Below are 15,429 nucleotides of genomic sequence, written 5' to 3'. Positions count from 1 at the left end.
CCATTGGGGCGGTCGGGGGCCGTCGCGGCGCGTCGTCCGGCTGACACGTTCCGTCATGCGCCGGTTTCGCCAACCGGTGTAGTATCAAGCCAGCCGTGCGCGGACCGGCGCGCGGTGCGTTTCCTGGATTTCTGGAGTGGCTTGTGGCGTTGCGAAAATTGGCATCCCTGGTATTTGTGGCCGGCGCGCTGGGCGCGGCCGGCGCGGCGCAGGCCGGCGTCTGCGATGCGCAGTTCATGCATGACGGCGGCGCGGTGCAACTGACCGGCTCCGGCAATATCGCGCTGGGCGCCGACCTGACCTTCGCCGAGGTTACAAAAAGCAATGGCGACAACTGCCGCGCCCGCGTGCAGGGCGTGGCGCGCTTCAGCTACGCGGGCCTGCCGCCTGGCAAGTCCAAGCTCGATTACCTGATGACCGTCAAGGGCGGCCAGGCCACCTTCCTGAAGTACGCCAGCGCGGGCGAAGCGCCCAAGCCGTCCGAAGGCCAGTTCGACCTGCGCATGCTGGGCCTGTTCGCCTACGACGGCAAGCTGAGCGCCGGCCAGAAGCTGCCGGGCAATTCGTTCCGTCTGAAAATCGGCAAGGAAGCGCCGGTCGGCGGCCAGCCCAGCACCACGGTCCGCATCGGCGACAAGACGGTCGGCCGCGCCGCGGCGATCAACACGGCGTTGGGGCAGCAGTCGTGCCACCCCATCACCTACACCCGCAATTCCGATCCCACCATGGCCACGTTCCAGGGGCTGACGATTCCCATCCCCGGCATGAACACCACGGTCACCGACTGGTACTGCCCGGCGGTCAACCTGGTCATGAAGCAGGATATCGACCAGGGCGGCGTCAAGTCCGCCGTTGAGATTACGCAAATCAAGTAGCACACGGTAGCAAGCCGGCCGGGCCCATCGCGGAGCGGCTGGTATGATGGTTTCGTCATAGACACAAACAGGAGCTCAAAACATGGCCACGAGAAAATCCGAAGACGTCGCAAAAGAAAAACTCATCGACAGTGTCAAGACCAGCCTGAACGACGCCGAAAGCCTGCTGCGCGAAGCCGCCAGCAGCACCGGCGACAAGGCCGCTGAATTGCGCGAACGCGCCCTGACCTCGCTCAAGCGCACCCGCGAAGCCCTGTACGAAGCGCAGGACGCGGTGCTCGAACGCGGTCGCAAGGCGGCGCGCGCCACCGACGACTACGTGCACGACAATCCCTGGCAAGCCATCGGCATCGCGGGCGTGACCGGCCTGCTGCTCGGCTTGCTGATCAGCCGCCGCTGACAAGGCAGGACCTCCGGGCGGGCGGCGCCGGCCTTTGGCCGGCTCGCCCGCCCGGTGTCCTTTTGGCCATGGGTCTACGCAAATCTGTGTTTGGCGTGGCGTCCAGCCTGGTCGGGCTGATGCGCACGCGCCTGGAACTGCTGGCGCTGGAGGCGGCGGGCGAGAAGGCGCGCCTGCTCAAGCTGCTGGGCATGGCGTTCGCCGCCTTGCTGTTCCTCACGCTGGCGGTGCTGGTGTTCACCATCACGATCGCGGTGGCGTTCTGGCCCACCGAAGACCGCTACCTGGCCCTGGGCCTGCTGGCGGCCTTGTACCTGGTGGTCGGCGTGGTGCTGCTGCTGGTGGTGCGCCACGGCCTGGTCTACGGCCCGCCGCCGTTCTCGGCCACGCTGGAAGAACTGGGCCGCGACGCCGAATTGCTCGAACGCGTGCGCGACGCGCAGGACGATGACCGCGCGCAGCGGCGCCAGGAGGACTGAATCATGACGAAAAGGTCTCCCGCCGTCGACCGCGCCGTGCGCATCGAACTGTTGCGCGCCCGCGCCGCCATCGAGCGCGAATCGCTGGCGCAGGGCATCGTGTCCGCCGGACGCAGGCTCGAACCGGCCGCGCTGTTCAAGAGCTTGCTGCCCGGGCTGGCCTCGGGCGGGGCATCGCGCTGGGCCATGCAGGCCATCGGCCTGGCGCGGCGCTATCCGCTCATCAGCTCGTCGCTGTCGGCCATGTTCATGCGCGGCGGCGGCAAGTCCAAGCTGCTCAAGCTGGCCGGCGGCGCGCTGGTGGGCTGGCAGGTGTTCAAGCTCTGGCGTGATTCGCGCGACGAACGCAACGACGCGCGCTGATTCTGGTCTCTGCGTCCCCCAAAAGAAAACCCGCCGGATACGGCGGGTTTTCTTTTGGGGCGGGGGATGCGGCCAGGGCGGCAGGCCCGGCCATCGGGCTACAGCCCCAGCTGCCCCCACATGTCGTCCACCCGCTTCTTGACGTCGGCGTCCATGGTGATGGGCGTGCCCCATTCGCGCTGGGTTTCGCCGGGCCATTTGTTGGTGGCGTCCAGGCCCATCTTGCCGCCCAGGCCGGACACCGGCGAGGCGAAGTCCAGGTAGTCGATGGGCGTGTTCTCGACCAGCAGCGTATCGCGCACCGGGTCCATGCGCGTGGTCATGGCCCACACCACTTCCTTCCAGTCGCGCGGATTGATGTCCTCGTCCACCACCACGATGAACTTGGTGTACATGAACTGGCGCAGGATGCTCCACAGCCCGAACATGACGCGCTTGGCGTGGCCGGCGTACTGCTTGCGGATCGACACCACCGCCAGGCGGTAGCTGCAGCCCTCGGGCGGCAGGTAGAAGTCGACGATCTCGGGCAGCTGGCGCCGCAGCAGCGGCACGAACACCTCGTTGAGCGCCACGCCCAGCACCGCGGGTTCATCGGGCGGCTTGCCGGTGTAGGTGGAGTGGTAGATGGGGTTGCGGCGCATGGTGATGCGCTCGACCGTGAACACCGGGAACCAGTCCTGCTCGTTGTAGTAGCCGGTGTGGTCGCCGTAGGGGCCTTCCAGCGCCATCTCGTAGTCGCTGTTGGGCGGCGGATTGACGCCGTCCGGCACCACCGGGGCGATGGCGCGCGGATCCGACGACGGCAGCAGGTGGCCTTCCAGCACGATCTCGGCCCAGGCCGGCACCGACAGGTTGCTGCCCAGCGCCTGCGCCACCTCGGTGCGCGAGCCGCGCAGCAGGCCGGCGAACTGGTATTCGGACAGGCTGTCCGGCACCGGGGTGACCGCGCCCAGCGTGGTGGCCGGGTCGGCGCCCAGCGCCACGGCGATGGGGAAGGGGGTGCCGGGATGCGCCAGCGCGTGGTCGCGGAAATCGAGCGCGCCGCCGCGGTGCGACAGCCAGCGCATGATGAGCTTGTTCGGGCCCAGCAGTTGCTGGCGGTAGATGCCCAGGTTCTGGCGGCGGGCGTTGGGGCCGCGCGTGATCACCAGGCCCCAGGTCAAGAGCGGCGCCACGTCGCCGGGCCAGCAGGTCTGGATCGGCAGGCGCGTCAGGTCCACGTCCTTGCCTTCCCAGACGATCTCCTGGCAGGCCGGGCTCTTGACGTTCTTCGGGCTCATGTCCCACAGCGCCGACTTCAGCATCGACACCTTGGCCAGCGCATCGCGCAGGCCCTTGGGCGCCTCGGGCTCGCGCAGCGAGGCCAGCAGTTCGCCGATGTCGCGCAGCGCGCTGACGTCGTCGGCGCCCATGCCGCGCGCCACCCGCGAGGGCGTGCCGAACAGGTTGGCCAGCACCGGCATCCCGGCCGGCCTGCCGTCGTGCAGGGCCTTTTCGAACAGCAGGGCCGGGCCCTCGGCGCGCAGCACGCGGTCGGAAATCTCGGTCATTTCCAGGCGCGTCGAGACCGGCGCGGCGATGCGTTTGAGCTCGCCCATGCGTTCAAGTTGGGCGAGGAAGTCTCTAAGGTCGCGGTATTTCACTACAGATCCCGGCTATTTGGTTACATCTTGGGTAGAAAGAGAGGTTAACATTGACTCCCTCTTTTTTAACGCAGGAGGTTTTCATGCCCGATGCGTCAGTGGCCAGCCTGTTCAGGAGCATGGCCCAAGGAGTGCACCAATATCTTGCCGAATCACTGCGCATCTGCGCCCTCTACCTGGGCATTGCGGTGATCGTGACGGTAAGCATGGGATTCGCCTTGCCCGGTTTGCGCGACCAGGCATTGCAAGTGCACAAAGCCTTGTTGACCGCCCTCGCGCCTTCATCCATGCAGACCGGCGTCGAATCCGAAGCCGGGTCCGAACTCGGCGCCGATTCCTCGTCGGCGATCGCCATGGCCGTTCCCACCGCGCCGTCCAGCAATGCGACCGGCATGCTGGGGCCTGCCCGCGCGGCGCCCGCCGCGCCCAAGAAGCCCGCCATGGTCGCCACCGGCCCGCAGGCCGAAGCGTTGCGCAACTATATTTCGCGCAAGTACAAGGTCGCCTATGACGCGACCGGCCCGCTTCTGAATACCGTGTACAAGGTGGGCCGCGAGAAGCAGCTGGATCCGCTGCTGCTGCTGGCCGTGATCGCCATCGAATCACGCTACAACCCGCTGGCCGAGAGCCATGTCGGCGCGCAAGGCCTGATGCAGGTGATGACGAGCGTGCACCAGGACAAGTTCGATGCCGTGGGCAAGAACCCGCTGGACCCGGGCGCCAACATCGCCGTGGGCGCGACCATCCTGCGCGACTGCATCAACCGGCGCGGCTCGGTCGATGGCGGCCTGGCCTGCTATGTCGGCTCGACCGGGCCGGACGACAACGGCTACGGCGCCAAGGTGCAGGCCGAGCGCCGGCGCCTGGCGCTGGCATCGGGGATCGCGCTGGCCCGCGATTGATCGCGCTGGTCCCTGGAGCGGGTCCGGGGATCAGCGGAAGGTCACGAGTATCGTGACTTGCTGGCTGAATGTCCCCGGCACCAGCGGTGCGCCGGTCTTCATCAGTTCCGCCGAGTAGTACAGGTTCCTGGGATGCTGGGCAACGGTCAATGACTCGCTCTCACGCCATTCATTGAAGGCGATCGGAATGGCGCCGTTTTCCTTGACTCGCAGCGCAAGGCCGTTCGGCGTGCCGTCGGTGTTTTTCAGTTCGATGTTCTGGTTTCGGGACGTCAGCACCGCGCCGCCTTCGGGCTGGAACTTGATCTGCAGTGGAACCACCATGTTGCCCAGGTCGATGACGCGGAAACCGCCATCGCAGGCTTCGTCGAAATCCGCGGCGATGGTGAACTGCGTGGGCGCCGGCAGCGGCAGATTGCCCACGCTGTATGCCCTGCCCAGGTGAACCGTGCCGGGCGTCGAGATTTTGGCGATGCATGTCGGGATCAGGCTTATGGCCGTGTCGTTGTTGGAGCCGATCTCGATGTGATTCGTATTGATGAATGCGTAATGCATCCTGACCAGGTCGGCGTACGGGGGGAAGTAGGCCCTGACGGGTTTGGTCGGAGGCGTGACGGTGACCAGTTGCATCCTGCCGAGCAGCAGCCCTGCCGCCGTGAGCGTGGGGTCTGTCGCGGACTTGGGGGCGTAACGCTCGGCGCTCAAGCGGAATCTGTCATCGGTGGTGCTGCCCGTGGGTTCCCAATCCGGGTAACCGTTGATCTTGATGATGAGTTTCAGTCCAGCCCTGCGCAACTCGTTCAGTACCGAGGCCATGTTCCCCCCGGACACCAGGAAAGGCGCCGTGCTCGCACTGTTGCTGACGCACACCCAAGGCACGGGCGGCAAGGGGGCATCGTAGACGACCGTGCCGGGCGGATTGGACTTGTCCAACGTCAGGAGCGTTGGCGCGAATTGCCCGGGCGCGGCCTGCGTTCCCATGTCCTGTGTGTAGTTGCCGGCCTGCTTCGGGTCGAGCTGGCACCCGGGGCCCAGCGCATGGGCGGCAACGGGCAGCAGGCAGGCGAATAGGCTTCCCGCCACCGCCAGCGCGCCACGCCGGGGGCGGCGGACCATCGTCGCGATCCGCTTGATCATGAATTCACTCCTGGATAGGCGCGGCCGGGCCGCGCGGCGGCCGGCCGGATTGCGGAAAAGTCCTCGGGGAATATCGGTGGCCACGCGCGGGAGATGCCGCGCCGCGATGGGCGTGGCTATTGTTTCCGGGCGATTTCGGCGGGCGCGAAGGCCCTGCCATGGCTGTCGGGATTCACCGGGGCGTGGCACGGAGGCCGTGACGCCCGGCGAGTTTGCATGGCAAGGATTATCTGAACGTTAACTTCTCGTCAGATGCCTGGGTGGTGGCGCGCGGGGCGCCTCGCGAACGCGCGGCGCCCCGCGCTATCTTGCGATGTTCACTGAAAGGCCACCTGGATGGTGACCTGCTGGCTGAATGCGCCCGGCACCATCGGCGCGCCGGTCTTTTGCAATTGCGCCGAGTAGTACAGGGGCAATGGCCGATTGCTCACAGTCAGCGAGGTGGGTGTGTCGTGCCATTGGTTGAATGTGATGGGGTACGCCGCGGCCGCCTTGATCCCGAGCGCCAGGCCATTGGGCTGCCCGTCGCTGTTCTTCAATACGATTGCGCTATCGAACGGAGTGAGTTCCTGGTTGCCCTCGGGCTGGAACCTGACCTTGAGCGGCACGGTGAGCGAGCCCAGGTCGACGATGCGAAAGCCGCCGTCGCAGCTTTCGTCGAAATCCGCAGAGAGCACGAAATTTACCGGGGCAGGCAGTGGCAGATGGCCGACCCCGTAGGCTCTGCCCAAGTGGACCGTTCCCGGTGTCGAAATCTTCGCGATGCATCTGGGAATGAGGGCCACCCTGGTGCCGTTGGTCGATCCGATCTGGATCCTGTTCGTGGCGGCCAGATAGCCTGGATGCATTCTGACGATATCGTCCATGGGGCCGAAATAGGCACTGATCGGCCTCGTGGGAGGCGTTACCACGACGAGTTGCATCCTGCCGAGCAATACTCCCTTGGCCGTCAGGGTGGGATCCGTTGCCGACCTGGGCGCATAAATGGCGCTGGTCAGGGGAAGCTTGTCGTCGGTGGTATTGCCTGTCGGTTCCCAGGGCGGATAGTTGTCGATCAGCAGAACCATTTTCAGGCCGGTCTTGGCCAGTTCCTTCAGCACCACCTGCATGTATCCGCCGGGTGTCAGGAAAGGGTGTTGGGTTGCGAGTCCCGCAGTGCAGACCCAGGGGACCGGTGGCAGGGGCTTGTCATACACGACCATGCCTGGGGGATTCGATTTGTCCAGCGTAATGACATCGGGCGCCAGCTTGCCCAGCGCGTAGGATATGCCCACGTCTTGCGCGTAGTTCCCGGCTAGCGAAGGGTCGAGCTGGCATCCCGGTCCCAGGGCATGCGCCGGCAGGGGCAGCAGGCAGGCCGCCAGCCACGCGGCCGCCAACGCTCCGCGCCAACCGGGGCGGACGGTCCTTGTCTTGGGCTGGATCATGCGATTTCTCCTGGATCGGCGCCGTGTCACGCGGCGCGGCCGGGTCTGGCCGGAATGCCGAAAAATGAACGGAAAAATATAAGTGGAAGGCGGGCGCCCGAGACCGCGTCACCACAGGGTTGGCTATTGAGTCGGGAAGGTCTGGACGGATTGGAAATACCGGTCCGGCGATCCAAAATCAACGGGCGAGGGGAAGGGCCAGGCGGCCTCTTGCCAGGCGAGTTTGCATGGCAAGGATTATCTGAACGTTAGTTTTTCGTCAGACGGGGAGAGGGCGACGCAAAGCCGCCCGGCGAGTGTACCCGCGGGGGTCGGGCGTGAACCCGGCAGGGGGCGCCGCGGACCGGTGCGGTGCCGCGCCGGTGCGGCCCCGCGGAGCGTCAGCGGCCCAGCAGCTTGCCCATGCGGGCCACGGCTTCTTCCAGCCGGTCCAGGCCGGTGGCGTAGGAAAAGCGCATGGTGTGGCGGCCGTGCGCGGGGCCGAAGTCCAGCCCGGGAACGGCGGCGATGCCGGCTTCGAGCAGCAGGCGCTGCGAGAAGGCGGCGCTGTCGTTGGCCAGGTCGCTGATGTCGGCGTAGATGTAGAAGGCGCCATCGGGCTTGACCGGCACCTTCAGGCCCAGGCGTTCGAACTCGGGCAGCAGGTAGTCGCGGCGCTGCTTGAAGGCTTCGCGGCGGTGTTCGAAGGTGCGCAGGGCGTCGGGGGTGAAGCAGGCCAGGGCGGCGTGCTGCGCCAGGGTGGGAGCGCAGATGGCGAGGCTGCCGGCGATCTTCTCGACCGCGGCCACCATGGCCTCGGGCACGATCATCCAGCCCAGGCGCCAGCCGGTCATGTGGAAATACTTGGAGAAGCTGTTGATGACGATGATGTCGTCGTCCAGCGTCAGCGCGGAGCGCGGCTGGCCTTCGTACGACAGGCCCAGGTAGATCTCGTCGACGATGGCGAAGCCGTCGCGGGCGCGGACTTCGGCCAGCAGCCTGGCCAGTTCGCCATGGTCGATGGAGGTGCCGGTGGGGTTGCTGGGCGAGGCCACCAGCACGCCCTGGGTGGCCTCGGTCCAGTGCGCGGCGACGTCCTGCGCCGACAGCTGGAAGCGCTTGTCGGCCGAGCTGGGAATCAGGCGCGGCCGGCCGCCGGCCGCCAGCACGAAGTTGCTGTTGGCGGGGTAGGAGGGGTCCGGCATCAGCACTTCGGCGCCGGTGTTGACCAGGGCGGCGCAGGCCAGGGTCAGGGCGCCCGAGGCGCCGGCGGTGACGACGACGCGGCGCGGATCGATCCTGGCGCCGAACTGTTCGTGGTAGAACCGGGCGATGGCTTCGCGCAGCGGCATCAGGCCGGCCGGGGCGCTGTAGCCGCTGTGGCCGGCCTGCGCCGCGCGCTGCAGCGCTTCCACGACCTGGGGCGGCGCGGTAAAGTCCGGTTCGCCGATGCCCAGGCTGATGATGTCCTTGCCCGCTGCCTGCAGCGCTTGCGCCTGCTTGAACAGTTCAACCACCTGGAAGGTCAGGAAATCGTTGGTACGGGCGGCAAGGCGGGGCATCGGAATCTCGAAGGCGATTTGAAGCGGAAAAAAAGGATTGTAGTCATGCAGCCATCGCGGCGCGCTTTCCTCCTTGGCCGACGGCCGGTCCAGACCCCCTGGGCCACCTTCCTGCAACGGCTGGCGCTGCTGTGCCAGGGGGCCGTGCGCGACCTGGGCGAGGCGCCGGGCCTGGGGCCGCGCGCCATGCTGGCGCCGCAGCGCGAAGCGGACGTGGCCCATGCGCGCGCGCTGTGCGCGGAGTATGGCGTGGTGATGGCGCTGGACGAGGCGCAGGGGCCGTTCGCGCCGGCGAACGGGCCGCTGCTGGCGGTCGATCCGGGCCGCCTGGCGGGGCTGGCGCGGTTGACGGGGCCGACTCCGCGCTGGCGCGCCCAGCCGGGCGTGCCGCTGGCGGCCCTGGCGCAGGCGGGCCTGCGGCAGTTCGACGGGCTGCCGGGCAGCATGACCCTGGCGCAATGGCTGGCGGCCCCGGCGGCCTGGCCGATGGGACGCTGCGCCGATTCGGGCGTGCTGGCCGTGGACCTGCTGCTGGCCGATGGGGTGGAGGAAACCCTGGGCCCCTTTGGCACGGACGACGTGCAGCCGCTGCGGTCGGCGACGGTGCAACGGCTGGTGCCGGCGCTGTTCCAGCTGGCCGCAGGCGAACTGGCCAGCGCCTGCCGCGCGGCGCCGCGCTGGGGCGCGCGCTACCGCCTGGATGCGCTGGCGCCCGAGGCGCCCGCCACCGTCAACCTGGCGCATCTGGTGCTGGGACACGGCGGCACGCTGGCCTGGGTGCAGGGGGTGACGCTGGCCATCGGGGCGGCGCCGGCCGATTCCGCGTCGGGCGACGCCGCGCCGCCGCAGGCCGCCGCGCTGCGCGCGCGGATCAAGGCGCTGTTCGATCCGTATGGGCGTTTTCCCGAATTGGCGGCGCGCCCGGATGGCGACAATTTGTAAGCCGGGGGTAAGATGGGCGGCGCCCGCGGCCATGGCGGCCGTGCGCGCCGGCGGCCCCCAGCGGGAACGTTTCGTCCGGCCCGCCATCGGAATAGAATTGCCCCCTTTCGTGTTCCTCACTCTAGCCAGTAGCCGCCCCTATGGATGCCAACCTCCGCAAAGCCGCCCTTGAATACCACGAGCACGGCCGTCCCGGCAAAATCTCCGTCACGCCGACCAAGCAGCTCTCCAACCAACGCGACCTGGCCCTGGCGTACTCGCCCGGGGTGGCGGCGGCCTGTGAGGAAATCGTGGCGGACCCGGCCAATGTGTTCCGCTACACCGCGCGCGGCAACCTGGTGGGCGTGATCACCAACGGCACCGCGGTGCTGGGCCTGGGCAACATCGGCGCGCTGGCCTCCAAGCCGGTGATGGAAGGCAAGGCGGTGCTGTTCAAGAAATTCGCCGGGCTGGACGTGTTCGACATCGAGATCAACGAGACCGACCCGGACAAGCTGGTCGAGATCATCGCCGGCCTGGAAGCCACCTTCGGCGGCATCAACCTGGAAGACATCAAGGCGCCCGAATGCTTCACCGTCGAGCGCAAGCTGCGCGAGCGCATGAAGATCCCCGTCTTCCATGACGACCAGCACGGCACCGCGATCTGTGTGTCGGCGGCCTTCATCAACGGCCTGAAAGTGGTGGGCAAGGACATCGACAAGGTCAAGGTGGTGACGTCGGGCGCCGGCGCGGCCGCGCTGGCCTGCCTGGACCTGATGGTGGACCTGGGGCTGCCGCTGGAGAACATCTGGGTCACCGACATCGAAGGCGTGGTCTACGAAGGCCGCACCACGCTGATGGACCCGGACAAGGCGCGTTTCGCGCAGAAGACCGACGCCCGCAAGCTGGCCGAGGTGATCGAGGGCGCGGACGTGTTCCTGGGCCTGTCGGCCGGCGGCGTGCTCAAGCCGGAGATGGTCGCGGCCATGGGCCCGCGCCCGCTGATCCTGGCGCTGGCCAATCCCACGCCCGAGATCCTGCCCGAACTCGCCCATTCCGTGCGCGACGACGTGGTGATGGCGACGGGCCGTTCGGATTACCCGAACCAGGTCAACAACGTGCTGTGCTTCCCGTACATCTTCCGCGGGGCGCTGGACGTGGGCGCCACCACCATCACCCGTGAAATGGAAAAGGCGGCGGTGTACGCCATCGCCGAGCTGGCCGAGGAAGAGCAGAACGAGGTGGTGGCCGCCGCCTACGGCACGTTCGATATCTCGTTCGGCCCCGAATACCTGATTCCCAAGCCGTTCGATCCGCGCCTGATCGTGCGCATCGCGCCGGCGGTGGCCAAGGCCGCCATGGAAGGCGGCGTGGCCACGCGTCCGCTGGCCGACCTGGAAGCCTACGAAGAGCAGCTGCAGCAGTTCGTGTACCACTCCGGCGCCTTCATGAAGCCGCTGTTCTCGGCCGCCAAGCGCATCGTGCGCGAAGGCGGCCCGGCCCGCATCGTGTTCGCCGAAGGCGAGGACGAGCGCGTGCTGCGCGCGGTGCAGGTAGTGGTGGACGAAGGCCTGGCCCGTCCCATCCTGGTGGGCCGTCCCTCGGTGCTGTTGACCCGCATCGAGAAACTCGGCCTGCGCCTGCGCCTGGGCGAGGACGTCGAAGTCACCAACCCCGAATACGACGAACGCTTCCACCAGTACTGGACCACGTACTGGGAACGCATGTGCCGCCGCGGCATCACCAAGGAGATGGCGCGCGTGGAAATGCGCCGCCGCATGACGCTGATCGGCGCGATGATGGTGCACCTGGGCGATGCCGACGGCATGGTCTGCGGTTCGGTCGGCGCGTATCACGACCACCTGCGCTTCATCGACGAAGTGATCGGCCGCCGGCCGGGCCGCAACGTCTACGCCGCCATGAACATCCTGCTGCTCAACGAGCGCACGGTGGTGCTGGTGGACACGCACGTCAACGACGAACCCACGGCCGAGCAGATCGCCGAGTTCACCATCGCCGCGGCCAAGGAAATGCAGCGCATGTTCCTGGCGCCGAAGGTGGCGTTGCTGTCGCGCTCGAACTTCGGTTCGGGCAGTTCGGCCTCGGGCGCCAAGATGCGCCGCGCGCTGGAACTGGTGCGCCAAGCCGAGCCGGAACTGGAGATCGACGGCGAAATGCACGGCGACTGCGCGCTGGATGAAGCGCTGCGCCTGCGCATCCTGCCGTCCTCCACGCTCAAGGGCGAGGCCAACCTGCTGGTGTGCCCGAACGTGGACGCCGGCAACATCGCCTACAACCTGCTCAAGACGGCGGCCGGCGGCAACGTGGCGGTCGGCCCGTTCCTGCTGGGCGCCAACGCGCCGGTGCACATCCTCACCTCCAGCTCGACCGTGCGCCGCATCGTCAACATGACCGCGATGACGGTGGTCGATGCCAATACCCCGCGTTGAAGTCACCAATGGCGGTCCGGCGTGTCCGCGCACGCCGACCGGCCTGGTCCTGACAGGCGGCGGCGCCCGCGCCGCCTATCAGGTGGGCGTGCTCAGCGCCATCATGGAGCTGCTGGACCCCGACTGGCATTCGCGTTTCAAGAATCCCTTCGACATCATCTGCGGCACGTCCGCCGGCGCCATCAACGCCGCCGCGCTGGCCTGCCGGGCCGAGCGTCCCCACCTGGGCGTACGGCGCATCCGGCGCCTGTGGTCGTCGCTCAACACCGACATGATCTACCGGGCCGACGCGCCCGGCCTGATCCGCACGGGCGTGCGCTGGCTGGGGCTGCTGTCGCTGGGGTGGATGTACTCCGGCCTGACGCGCAAGCGGCCGCAGTCGCTGCTGGACAACAGCCCGATGCAGGCGCTGCTGGCGCGGGTACTGGATTTCGACCACCTGCAGTCCAGCCTGGAAAGCGGCGCCCTGTCGGCGCTGGCGATCACGGCCTCGGGCTACACCAGCGGCGAGCACCTGACCTTCTACCAGGCGCACACGCCGATCGAGCCCTGGCACCGCTACCTGCGGCTGGCCATCCCGACGCCGATCACGGTCGATCACCTGATGGCGTCGTCCGCCATTCCCTTCGTCTTCCCGGCCCGGCAGATCAAGGTGCACGGCAAGGGCGAGTGGTGCGGCGACGGTTCCATGCGGCAGCTGGCGCCGATCAGCCCCGCCATCCACCTGGGCGCGCACCGGGTGCTGGTGATCGGCACCGGCTTTCGCGACGACACCCATCCTGAACACCGCGAGGATTCCCCGCCGTACCCCTCCCTGGCCCAGGTGGGCGGGCATGCCCTGTCCAGCATTTTCCTGGACGGCCTGTCGATGGACGTCGAGCGCCTGGAGCGGATGAACTACCTGGTCGACCAGGCCGTTCCACGCGATGGGGGCGAGCCGGTCACCGTGCGCCGCATCCAGGTGCTGACCATCACCCCGAGCCGCTCGCTGGATTCGCTGGCGCTGGAGCACCTGGGCGACATGCCGGCGCAGGCCCGTGCCCTTTTCCGCGTACTCGGTGTATCGTCCGACCCAGGCCGTCCCGGGGGCGGTGCGCTGATGTCCTACCTGTTGTTCGAGTCCAGCTACACCAAGCGATTGATCGAACTGGGTTATGCCGATACGATGCAGCGTAACGATGAAGTGATCGCCTTTTTCAAGGAGGCACAGGCATGACGCGCAATGCCCAATCTACCCTGCACAAGCAGTTGAAGCGAGGTGGAGCGCTGGCCCATGACGGGCTGGACAAAAAGGCCGTGGTCGACGCCGCGCACGAGCTCGGCCTGGCACTGTTCGTGGCCAATTGCGACCCGGCCCGCAGCCGTTCCGCGGTGCTGCGCGCCATCGTCAAGGCGGTCGATTTCCCCGAGTATTTCGGCGGCAACCTCGACGCGCTCTACGACTGCCTGTGCGACACCGTGCTGGATCACAAGACCGGCGTGGTGCTGTGGCTGTACAAGCTGCATTCCGGCGACCCGGCGCTGGAGGAAGACGCCGCCCGCATCGAGTCGGTGTGCGCCGACGCCGCGGAGTTCGCCCACGAAAATGGTCGCACCTTTGCGTATGTGGTGGAGCACGCGGGCAAGCACCCGGACCCCGAGCCCGGCGTGGCCGCCGCGCCCTACGGCGAGAACGACTGAAGTCCTGGCGGGCGGCATTCGCGTCGTTACCAGCCCAGCAGCGCCCCGGCGGCTGAGATCAAGGCCAGGCCAGCTGTTTCCGTGCGCAGCACGCGCGGGCCGAACCTGACGGCCTGCACGCCGGCCTCGCGCGCCAGGGCCAATTCCTGGTCCGACCAGCCGCCCTCGGGGCCGACCAGCAGCGTCAGTGAAGCCAGGCCGGGCGTGGCGCCGAGCAGGCCGGCCAGGTCGGTATCGGCCTGCGGGTGGCACAGCAGGCGCAGGCTATCGGCGGGCCGCGCCAGCCAGTCGGCCAGGGCCATGGGCGCGTCGACCGCCATGAGGCGATTGCGGCCGCACTGTTCGGCGGCCGACTGCGCGATGCGCTGCCAGTGGGCCACCCGCTTTTCCAGCCGCGGGCCGGCCAGTTGCAGCACGCTGCGCTGCGCGGCGATGGGACAGACACGGGCGGCGCCCAGCTCCACGGCTTTTTCCACCACCCAGTCCATCTTGTCGCCGGCGGGCAGGCCCTGTACCAGGGTGATGCGGCCGGCCAGCTCGGCTTCGCGCGGATCGAACGCGCCCAGCTGGGCGAAGCCGGTCTTGCCCTCGATTTCCAGCATCGCTGGATATTCGCCGCCCTGGCCGTTGAACAGCACCATGGGTTTCCCCGCGCGCAGCCGCAGCACGCGGATGGCGTGGTGAGCCAGGGCCTCCGGCAGGGCGATGCGGGCGCCGGCGGAAAGGGGAGCGTCGCAGAAGAAGCGGGGAGCGGACATGGGTAACGCGGTGGCGGACGGAAAGCGGACGTGGGGCCGGGCGCAGACCCGGGGCGCGGCACGGGCGGCGGCCCGGCGACTCAGGGGCCTGGCTCGTCGCCCGGTCACCTGAGCGCGTAGCCTACCATCTTGATGCCCCAGTCGATCAGGGTGGGGGCGCTGGACGCCAGTTGCAGCGTCAGCAGGGTCAGGAAACCCACGGTCATTTTCTTGTCCAGCCGCAGGAGGTCGTGGCGTACCTCGGCCAGGTCTTCGTGGGTGGCGAAACGCTTGAGTTCTTCGCGGGTGGGCAATTGCTTGAGTTCCTCGCGGGTGGGCAATTGCGCGACGATTTCGACGAGTCTGTCGAATTGTTCCTGGGCGGCGCGCTTGGCGATGTCGCGTTCGAGCTCGGCGCGTTCGCGGGCGAAGTCGACGCGTGACAGGGCATAGGCCTGGAGTTCGGCGCGCGCTTCGTCCTGCGAGCGCTTGAGCAGGTCGGCCTCGCCCTGCAGGCGGGCGTGTTCCAGCGCCTGCGCCACCGCGATGGCGCGTTCCTCGCCGAGCGCGTTGCGCAGGGCCAGGATGCCGGCGGCGGGAATGGTGAAGCTCAACATGGCAATCATGATACGGAATCCAGCAAGGGGGGATGCCGGTCCATCATGAATCTCGGACCGGCCCGCCGCAATTGTGGGAACTACGCCATGCCATTGCGGTTTCCGCCCCGGGGGACCGCGTTTTCCCCAGGGGGTATCGTCCATCTGGCGGACCCCGCCGCCAGCCGCCGGCCGGGTCATCCCCAGGTGTTAAAATCGTCTGCTTCGCAACCTACTCAACTGGCCCCCATTTCCTGCGTGGGCGCGCCAGCCTCAAA

The 15,429-nt window shown here is 67.7% G+C and carries 15 protein-coding genes; 9 read left to right on the top strand and 6 right to left on the bottom strand.

Going from position 1 to position 15,429, the window contains the following annotated elements; translation table 11 throughout:
* The first annotated feature begins 149 nt into the window (after window positions 1-149).
* From ACVN9Z_RS01255 to ACVN9Z_RS01240, 4 genes are all read left to right on the top strand, one after another.
* On the top strand, window positions 150-875 hold the full coding sequence (locus ACVN9Z_RS01255; RefSeq protein WP_026384962.1) for a hypothetical protein: 726 nt from the start codon (window positions 150-152) through the stop codon (window positions 873-875).
* 82 nt (window positions 876-957) lie between these two features.
* A complete protein-coding gene (locus ACVN9Z_RS01250; protein ID WP_006386633.1) occupies window positions 958-1,275 on the top strand; it encodes a DUF883 family protein in 318 nt (105 codons plus the stop codon).
* A gap of 68 nt (window positions 1,276-1,343) precedes the next feature.
* The gene (locus ACVN9Z_RS01245; protein WP_006386632.1) at window positions 1,344-1,754 is read left to right on the top strand and encodes a phage holin family protein; all 411 of its coding nucleotides are present in this window, start codon (window positions 1,344-1,346) and stop codon (window positions 1,752-1,754) included.
* A 3-nt stretch (window positions 1,755-1,757) separates the two neighbouring features.
* Window positions 1,758-2,117, top strand: a complete 360-nt coding sequence (locus ACVN9Z_RS01240; protein WP_006386631.1) for a hypothetical protein — start codon at window positions 1,758-1,760, stop codon at window positions 2,115-2,117.
* 98 nt (window positions 2,118-2,215) lie between these two features.
* Here ACVN9Z_RS01240 and ubiD read toward each other — a convergent pair whose 3' ends face one another.
* Entirely contained in the window at window positions 2,216-3,760 is a 1,545-nt protein-coding gene (gene ubiD / locus ACVN9Z_RS01235; RefSeq protein ID WP_458213002.1) for a 4-hydroxy-3-polyprenylbenzoate decarboxylase, read from the bottom strand.
* Window positions 3,761-3,843: 83 nt separating this feature from the next.
* Between ubiD and ACVN9Z_RS01230 the strand changes: the two genes are divergently transcribed.
* Window positions 3,844-4,662, top strand: coding sequence for a lytic transglycosylase domain-containing protein (locus ACVN9Z_RS01230; RefSeq protein ID WP_006386629.1), 819 nt, complete (start codon window positions 3,844-3,846; stop codon window positions 4,660-4,662).
* A 30-nt stretch (window positions 4,663-4,692) separates the two neighbouring features.
* On the opposite strand, the gene ACVN9Z_RS01225 is transcribed toward ACVN9Z_RS01230, so the two are convergent.
* The 3 genes from ACVN9Z_RS01225 to ACVN9Z_RS01215 form a co-directional block, all read right to left on the bottom strand.
* A complete protein-coding gene (locus ACVN9Z_RS01225) occupies window positions 4,693-5,799 on the bottom strand; it encodes a hypothetical protein (protein ID WP_054483092.1) in 1,107 nt (368 codons plus the stop codon).
* Between the two features lie 317 nt (window positions 5,800-6,116).
* Window positions 6,117-7,226: a fimbrial protein gene (locus ACVN9Z_RS01220; protein ID WP_458213001.1), complete on the bottom strand. Its 1,110-nt coding sequence runs from the start codon at window positions 7,224-7,226 to the stop codon at window positions 6,117-6,119.
* A 380-nt stretch (window positions 7,227-7,606) separates the two neighbouring features.
* Window positions 7,607-8,767 carry a pyridoxal phosphate-dependent aminotransferase gene (locus tag ACVN9Z_RS01215; protein WP_006386624.1) on the bottom strand — a complete coding sequence of 387 codons (1,161 nt, stop codon included), beginning with the start codon at window positions 8,765-8,767 and terminating at the stop codon, window positions 7,607-7,609.
* Between the two features lie 45 nt (window positions 8,768-8,812).
* On the opposite strand from ACVN9Z_RS01215, the gene ACVN9Z_RS01210 reads away from it, so the two are divergent.
* From ACVN9Z_RS01210 to ACVN9Z_RS01195, 4 genes are all read left to right on the top strand, one after another.
* Window positions 8,813-9,709 carry an FAD-binding protein gene (locus ACVN9Z_RS01210; RefSeq protein WP_458213000.1) on the top strand — a complete coding sequence of 299 codons (897 nt, stop codon included), beginning with the start codon at window positions 8,813-8,815 and terminating at the stop codon, window positions 9,707-9,709.
* A 140-nt stretch (window positions 9,710-9,849) separates the two neighbouring features.
* Window positions 9,850-12,138 carry an NADP-dependent malic enzyme gene (locus ACVN9Z_RS01205; protein ID WP_006385615.1) on the top strand — a complete coding sequence of 763 codons (2,289 nt, stop codon included), beginning with the start codon at window positions 9,850-9,852 and terminating at the stop codon, window positions 12,136-12,138.
* A complete protein-coding gene (locus ACVN9Z_RS01200) occupies window positions 12,119-13,354 on the top strand; it encodes a patatin-like phospholipase family protein (protein ID WP_020926688.1) in 1,236 nt (411 codons plus the stop codon). Before ACVN9Z_RS01205 ends, ACVN9Z_RS01200 begins: the two co-directional genes overlap by 20 nt.
* Window positions 13,351-13,818, top strand: a complete 468-nt coding sequence (locus ACVN9Z_RS01195; protein WP_006385613.1) for a barstar family protein — start codon at window positions 13,351-13,353, stop codon at window positions 13,816-13,818. Before ACVN9Z_RS01200 ends, ACVN9Z_RS01195 begins: the two co-directional genes overlap by 4 nt.
* 26 nt (window positions 13,819-13,844) lie before the next feature.
* Here the strand turns inward: ACVN9Z_RS01195 and ACVN9Z_RS01190 are convergent, their stop codons facing one another.
* Together ACVN9Z_RS01190 and ACVN9Z_RS01185 are read right to left on the bottom strand one after the other, a co-directional pair.
* Window positions 13,845-14,576, bottom strand: coding sequence for a 16S rRNA (uracil(1498)-N(3))-methyltransferase (locus ACVN9Z_RS01190; RefSeq protein ID WP_458212999.1), 732 nt, complete (start codon window positions 14,574-14,576; stop codon window positions 13,845-13,847).
* Window positions 14,577-14,680: 104 nt separating this feature from the next.
* The gene (locus tag ACVN9Z_RS01185) at window positions 14,681-15,181 is read right to left on the bottom strand and encodes a hypothetical protein (RefSeq protein ID WP_024070159.1); all 501 of its coding nucleotides are present in this window, start codon (window positions 15,179-15,181) and stop codon (window positions 14,681-14,683) included.
* Window positions 15,182-15,429: the final 248 nt, after the last annotated feature.

It is taken from the genome of Achromobacter sp. KK8, from assembly GCF_054188005.1.
The sequence above is the reverse complement of the archived record's forward strand: the minus strand, read 5'-3'. Positions and strand labels throughout refer to the sequence as shown.

Coding starts and splice junctions, on each gene's coding strand:
- ACVN9Z_RS01250 (WP_006386633.1), top strand. CDS start 958: ATGGCCACGAGAAAATCCGAAGACGTCGCAAAAGAAAAACTCATCGAC.
- ACVN9Z_RS01245 (WP_006386632.1), top strand. CDS start 1,344: ATGGGTCTACGCAAATCTGTGTTTGGCGTGGCGTCCAGCCTGGTCGGG.
- ACVN9Z_RS01240 (WP_006386631.1), top strand. CDS start 1,758: ATGACGAAAAGGTCTCCCGCCGTCGACCGCGCCGTGCGCATCGAACTG.
- ACVN9Z_RS01230 (WP_006386629.1), top strand. CDS start 3,844: ATGCCCGATGCGTCAGTGGCCAGCCTGTTCAGGAGCATGGCCCAAGGA.
- ACVN9Z_RS01225 (WP_054483092.1), bottom strand. CDS start 5,799: ATGATCAAGCGGATCGCGACGATGGTCCGCCGCCCCCGGCGTGGCGCG.
- ACVN9Z_RS01220 (WP_458213001.1), bottom strand. CDS start 7,226: ATGATCCAGCCCAAGACAAGGACCGTCCGCCCCGGTTGGCGCGGAGCG.
- ACVN9Z_RS01215 (WP_006386624.1), bottom strand. CDS start 8,767: ATGCCCCGCCTTGCCGCCCGTACCAACGATTTCCTGACCTTCCAGGTG.
- ACVN9Z_RS01210 (WP_458213000.1), top strand. CDS start 8,813: ATGCAGCCATCGCGGCGCGCTTTCCTCCTTGGCCGACGGCCGGTCCAG.
- ACVN9Z_RS01205 (WP_006385615.1), top strand. CDS start 9,850: ATGGATGCCAACCTCCGCAAAGCCGCCCTTGAATACCACGAGCACGGC.
- ACVN9Z_RS01200 (WP_020926688.1), top strand. CDS start 12,119: ATGCCAATACCCCGCGTTGAAGTCACCAATGGCGGTCCGGCGTGTCCG.
- ACVN9Z_RS01195 (WP_006385613.1), top strand. CDS start 13,351: ATGACGCGCAATGCCCAATCTACCCTGCACAAGCAGTTGAAGCGAGGT.
- ACVN9Z_RS01190 (WP_458212999.1), bottom strand. CDS start 14,576: ATGTCCGCTCCCCGCTTCTTCTGCGACGCTCCCCTTTCCGCCGGCGCC.
- ACVN9Z_RS01185 (WP_024070159.1), bottom strand. CDS start 15,181: ATGATTGCCATGTTGAGCTTCACCATTCCCGCCGCCGGCATCCTGGCC.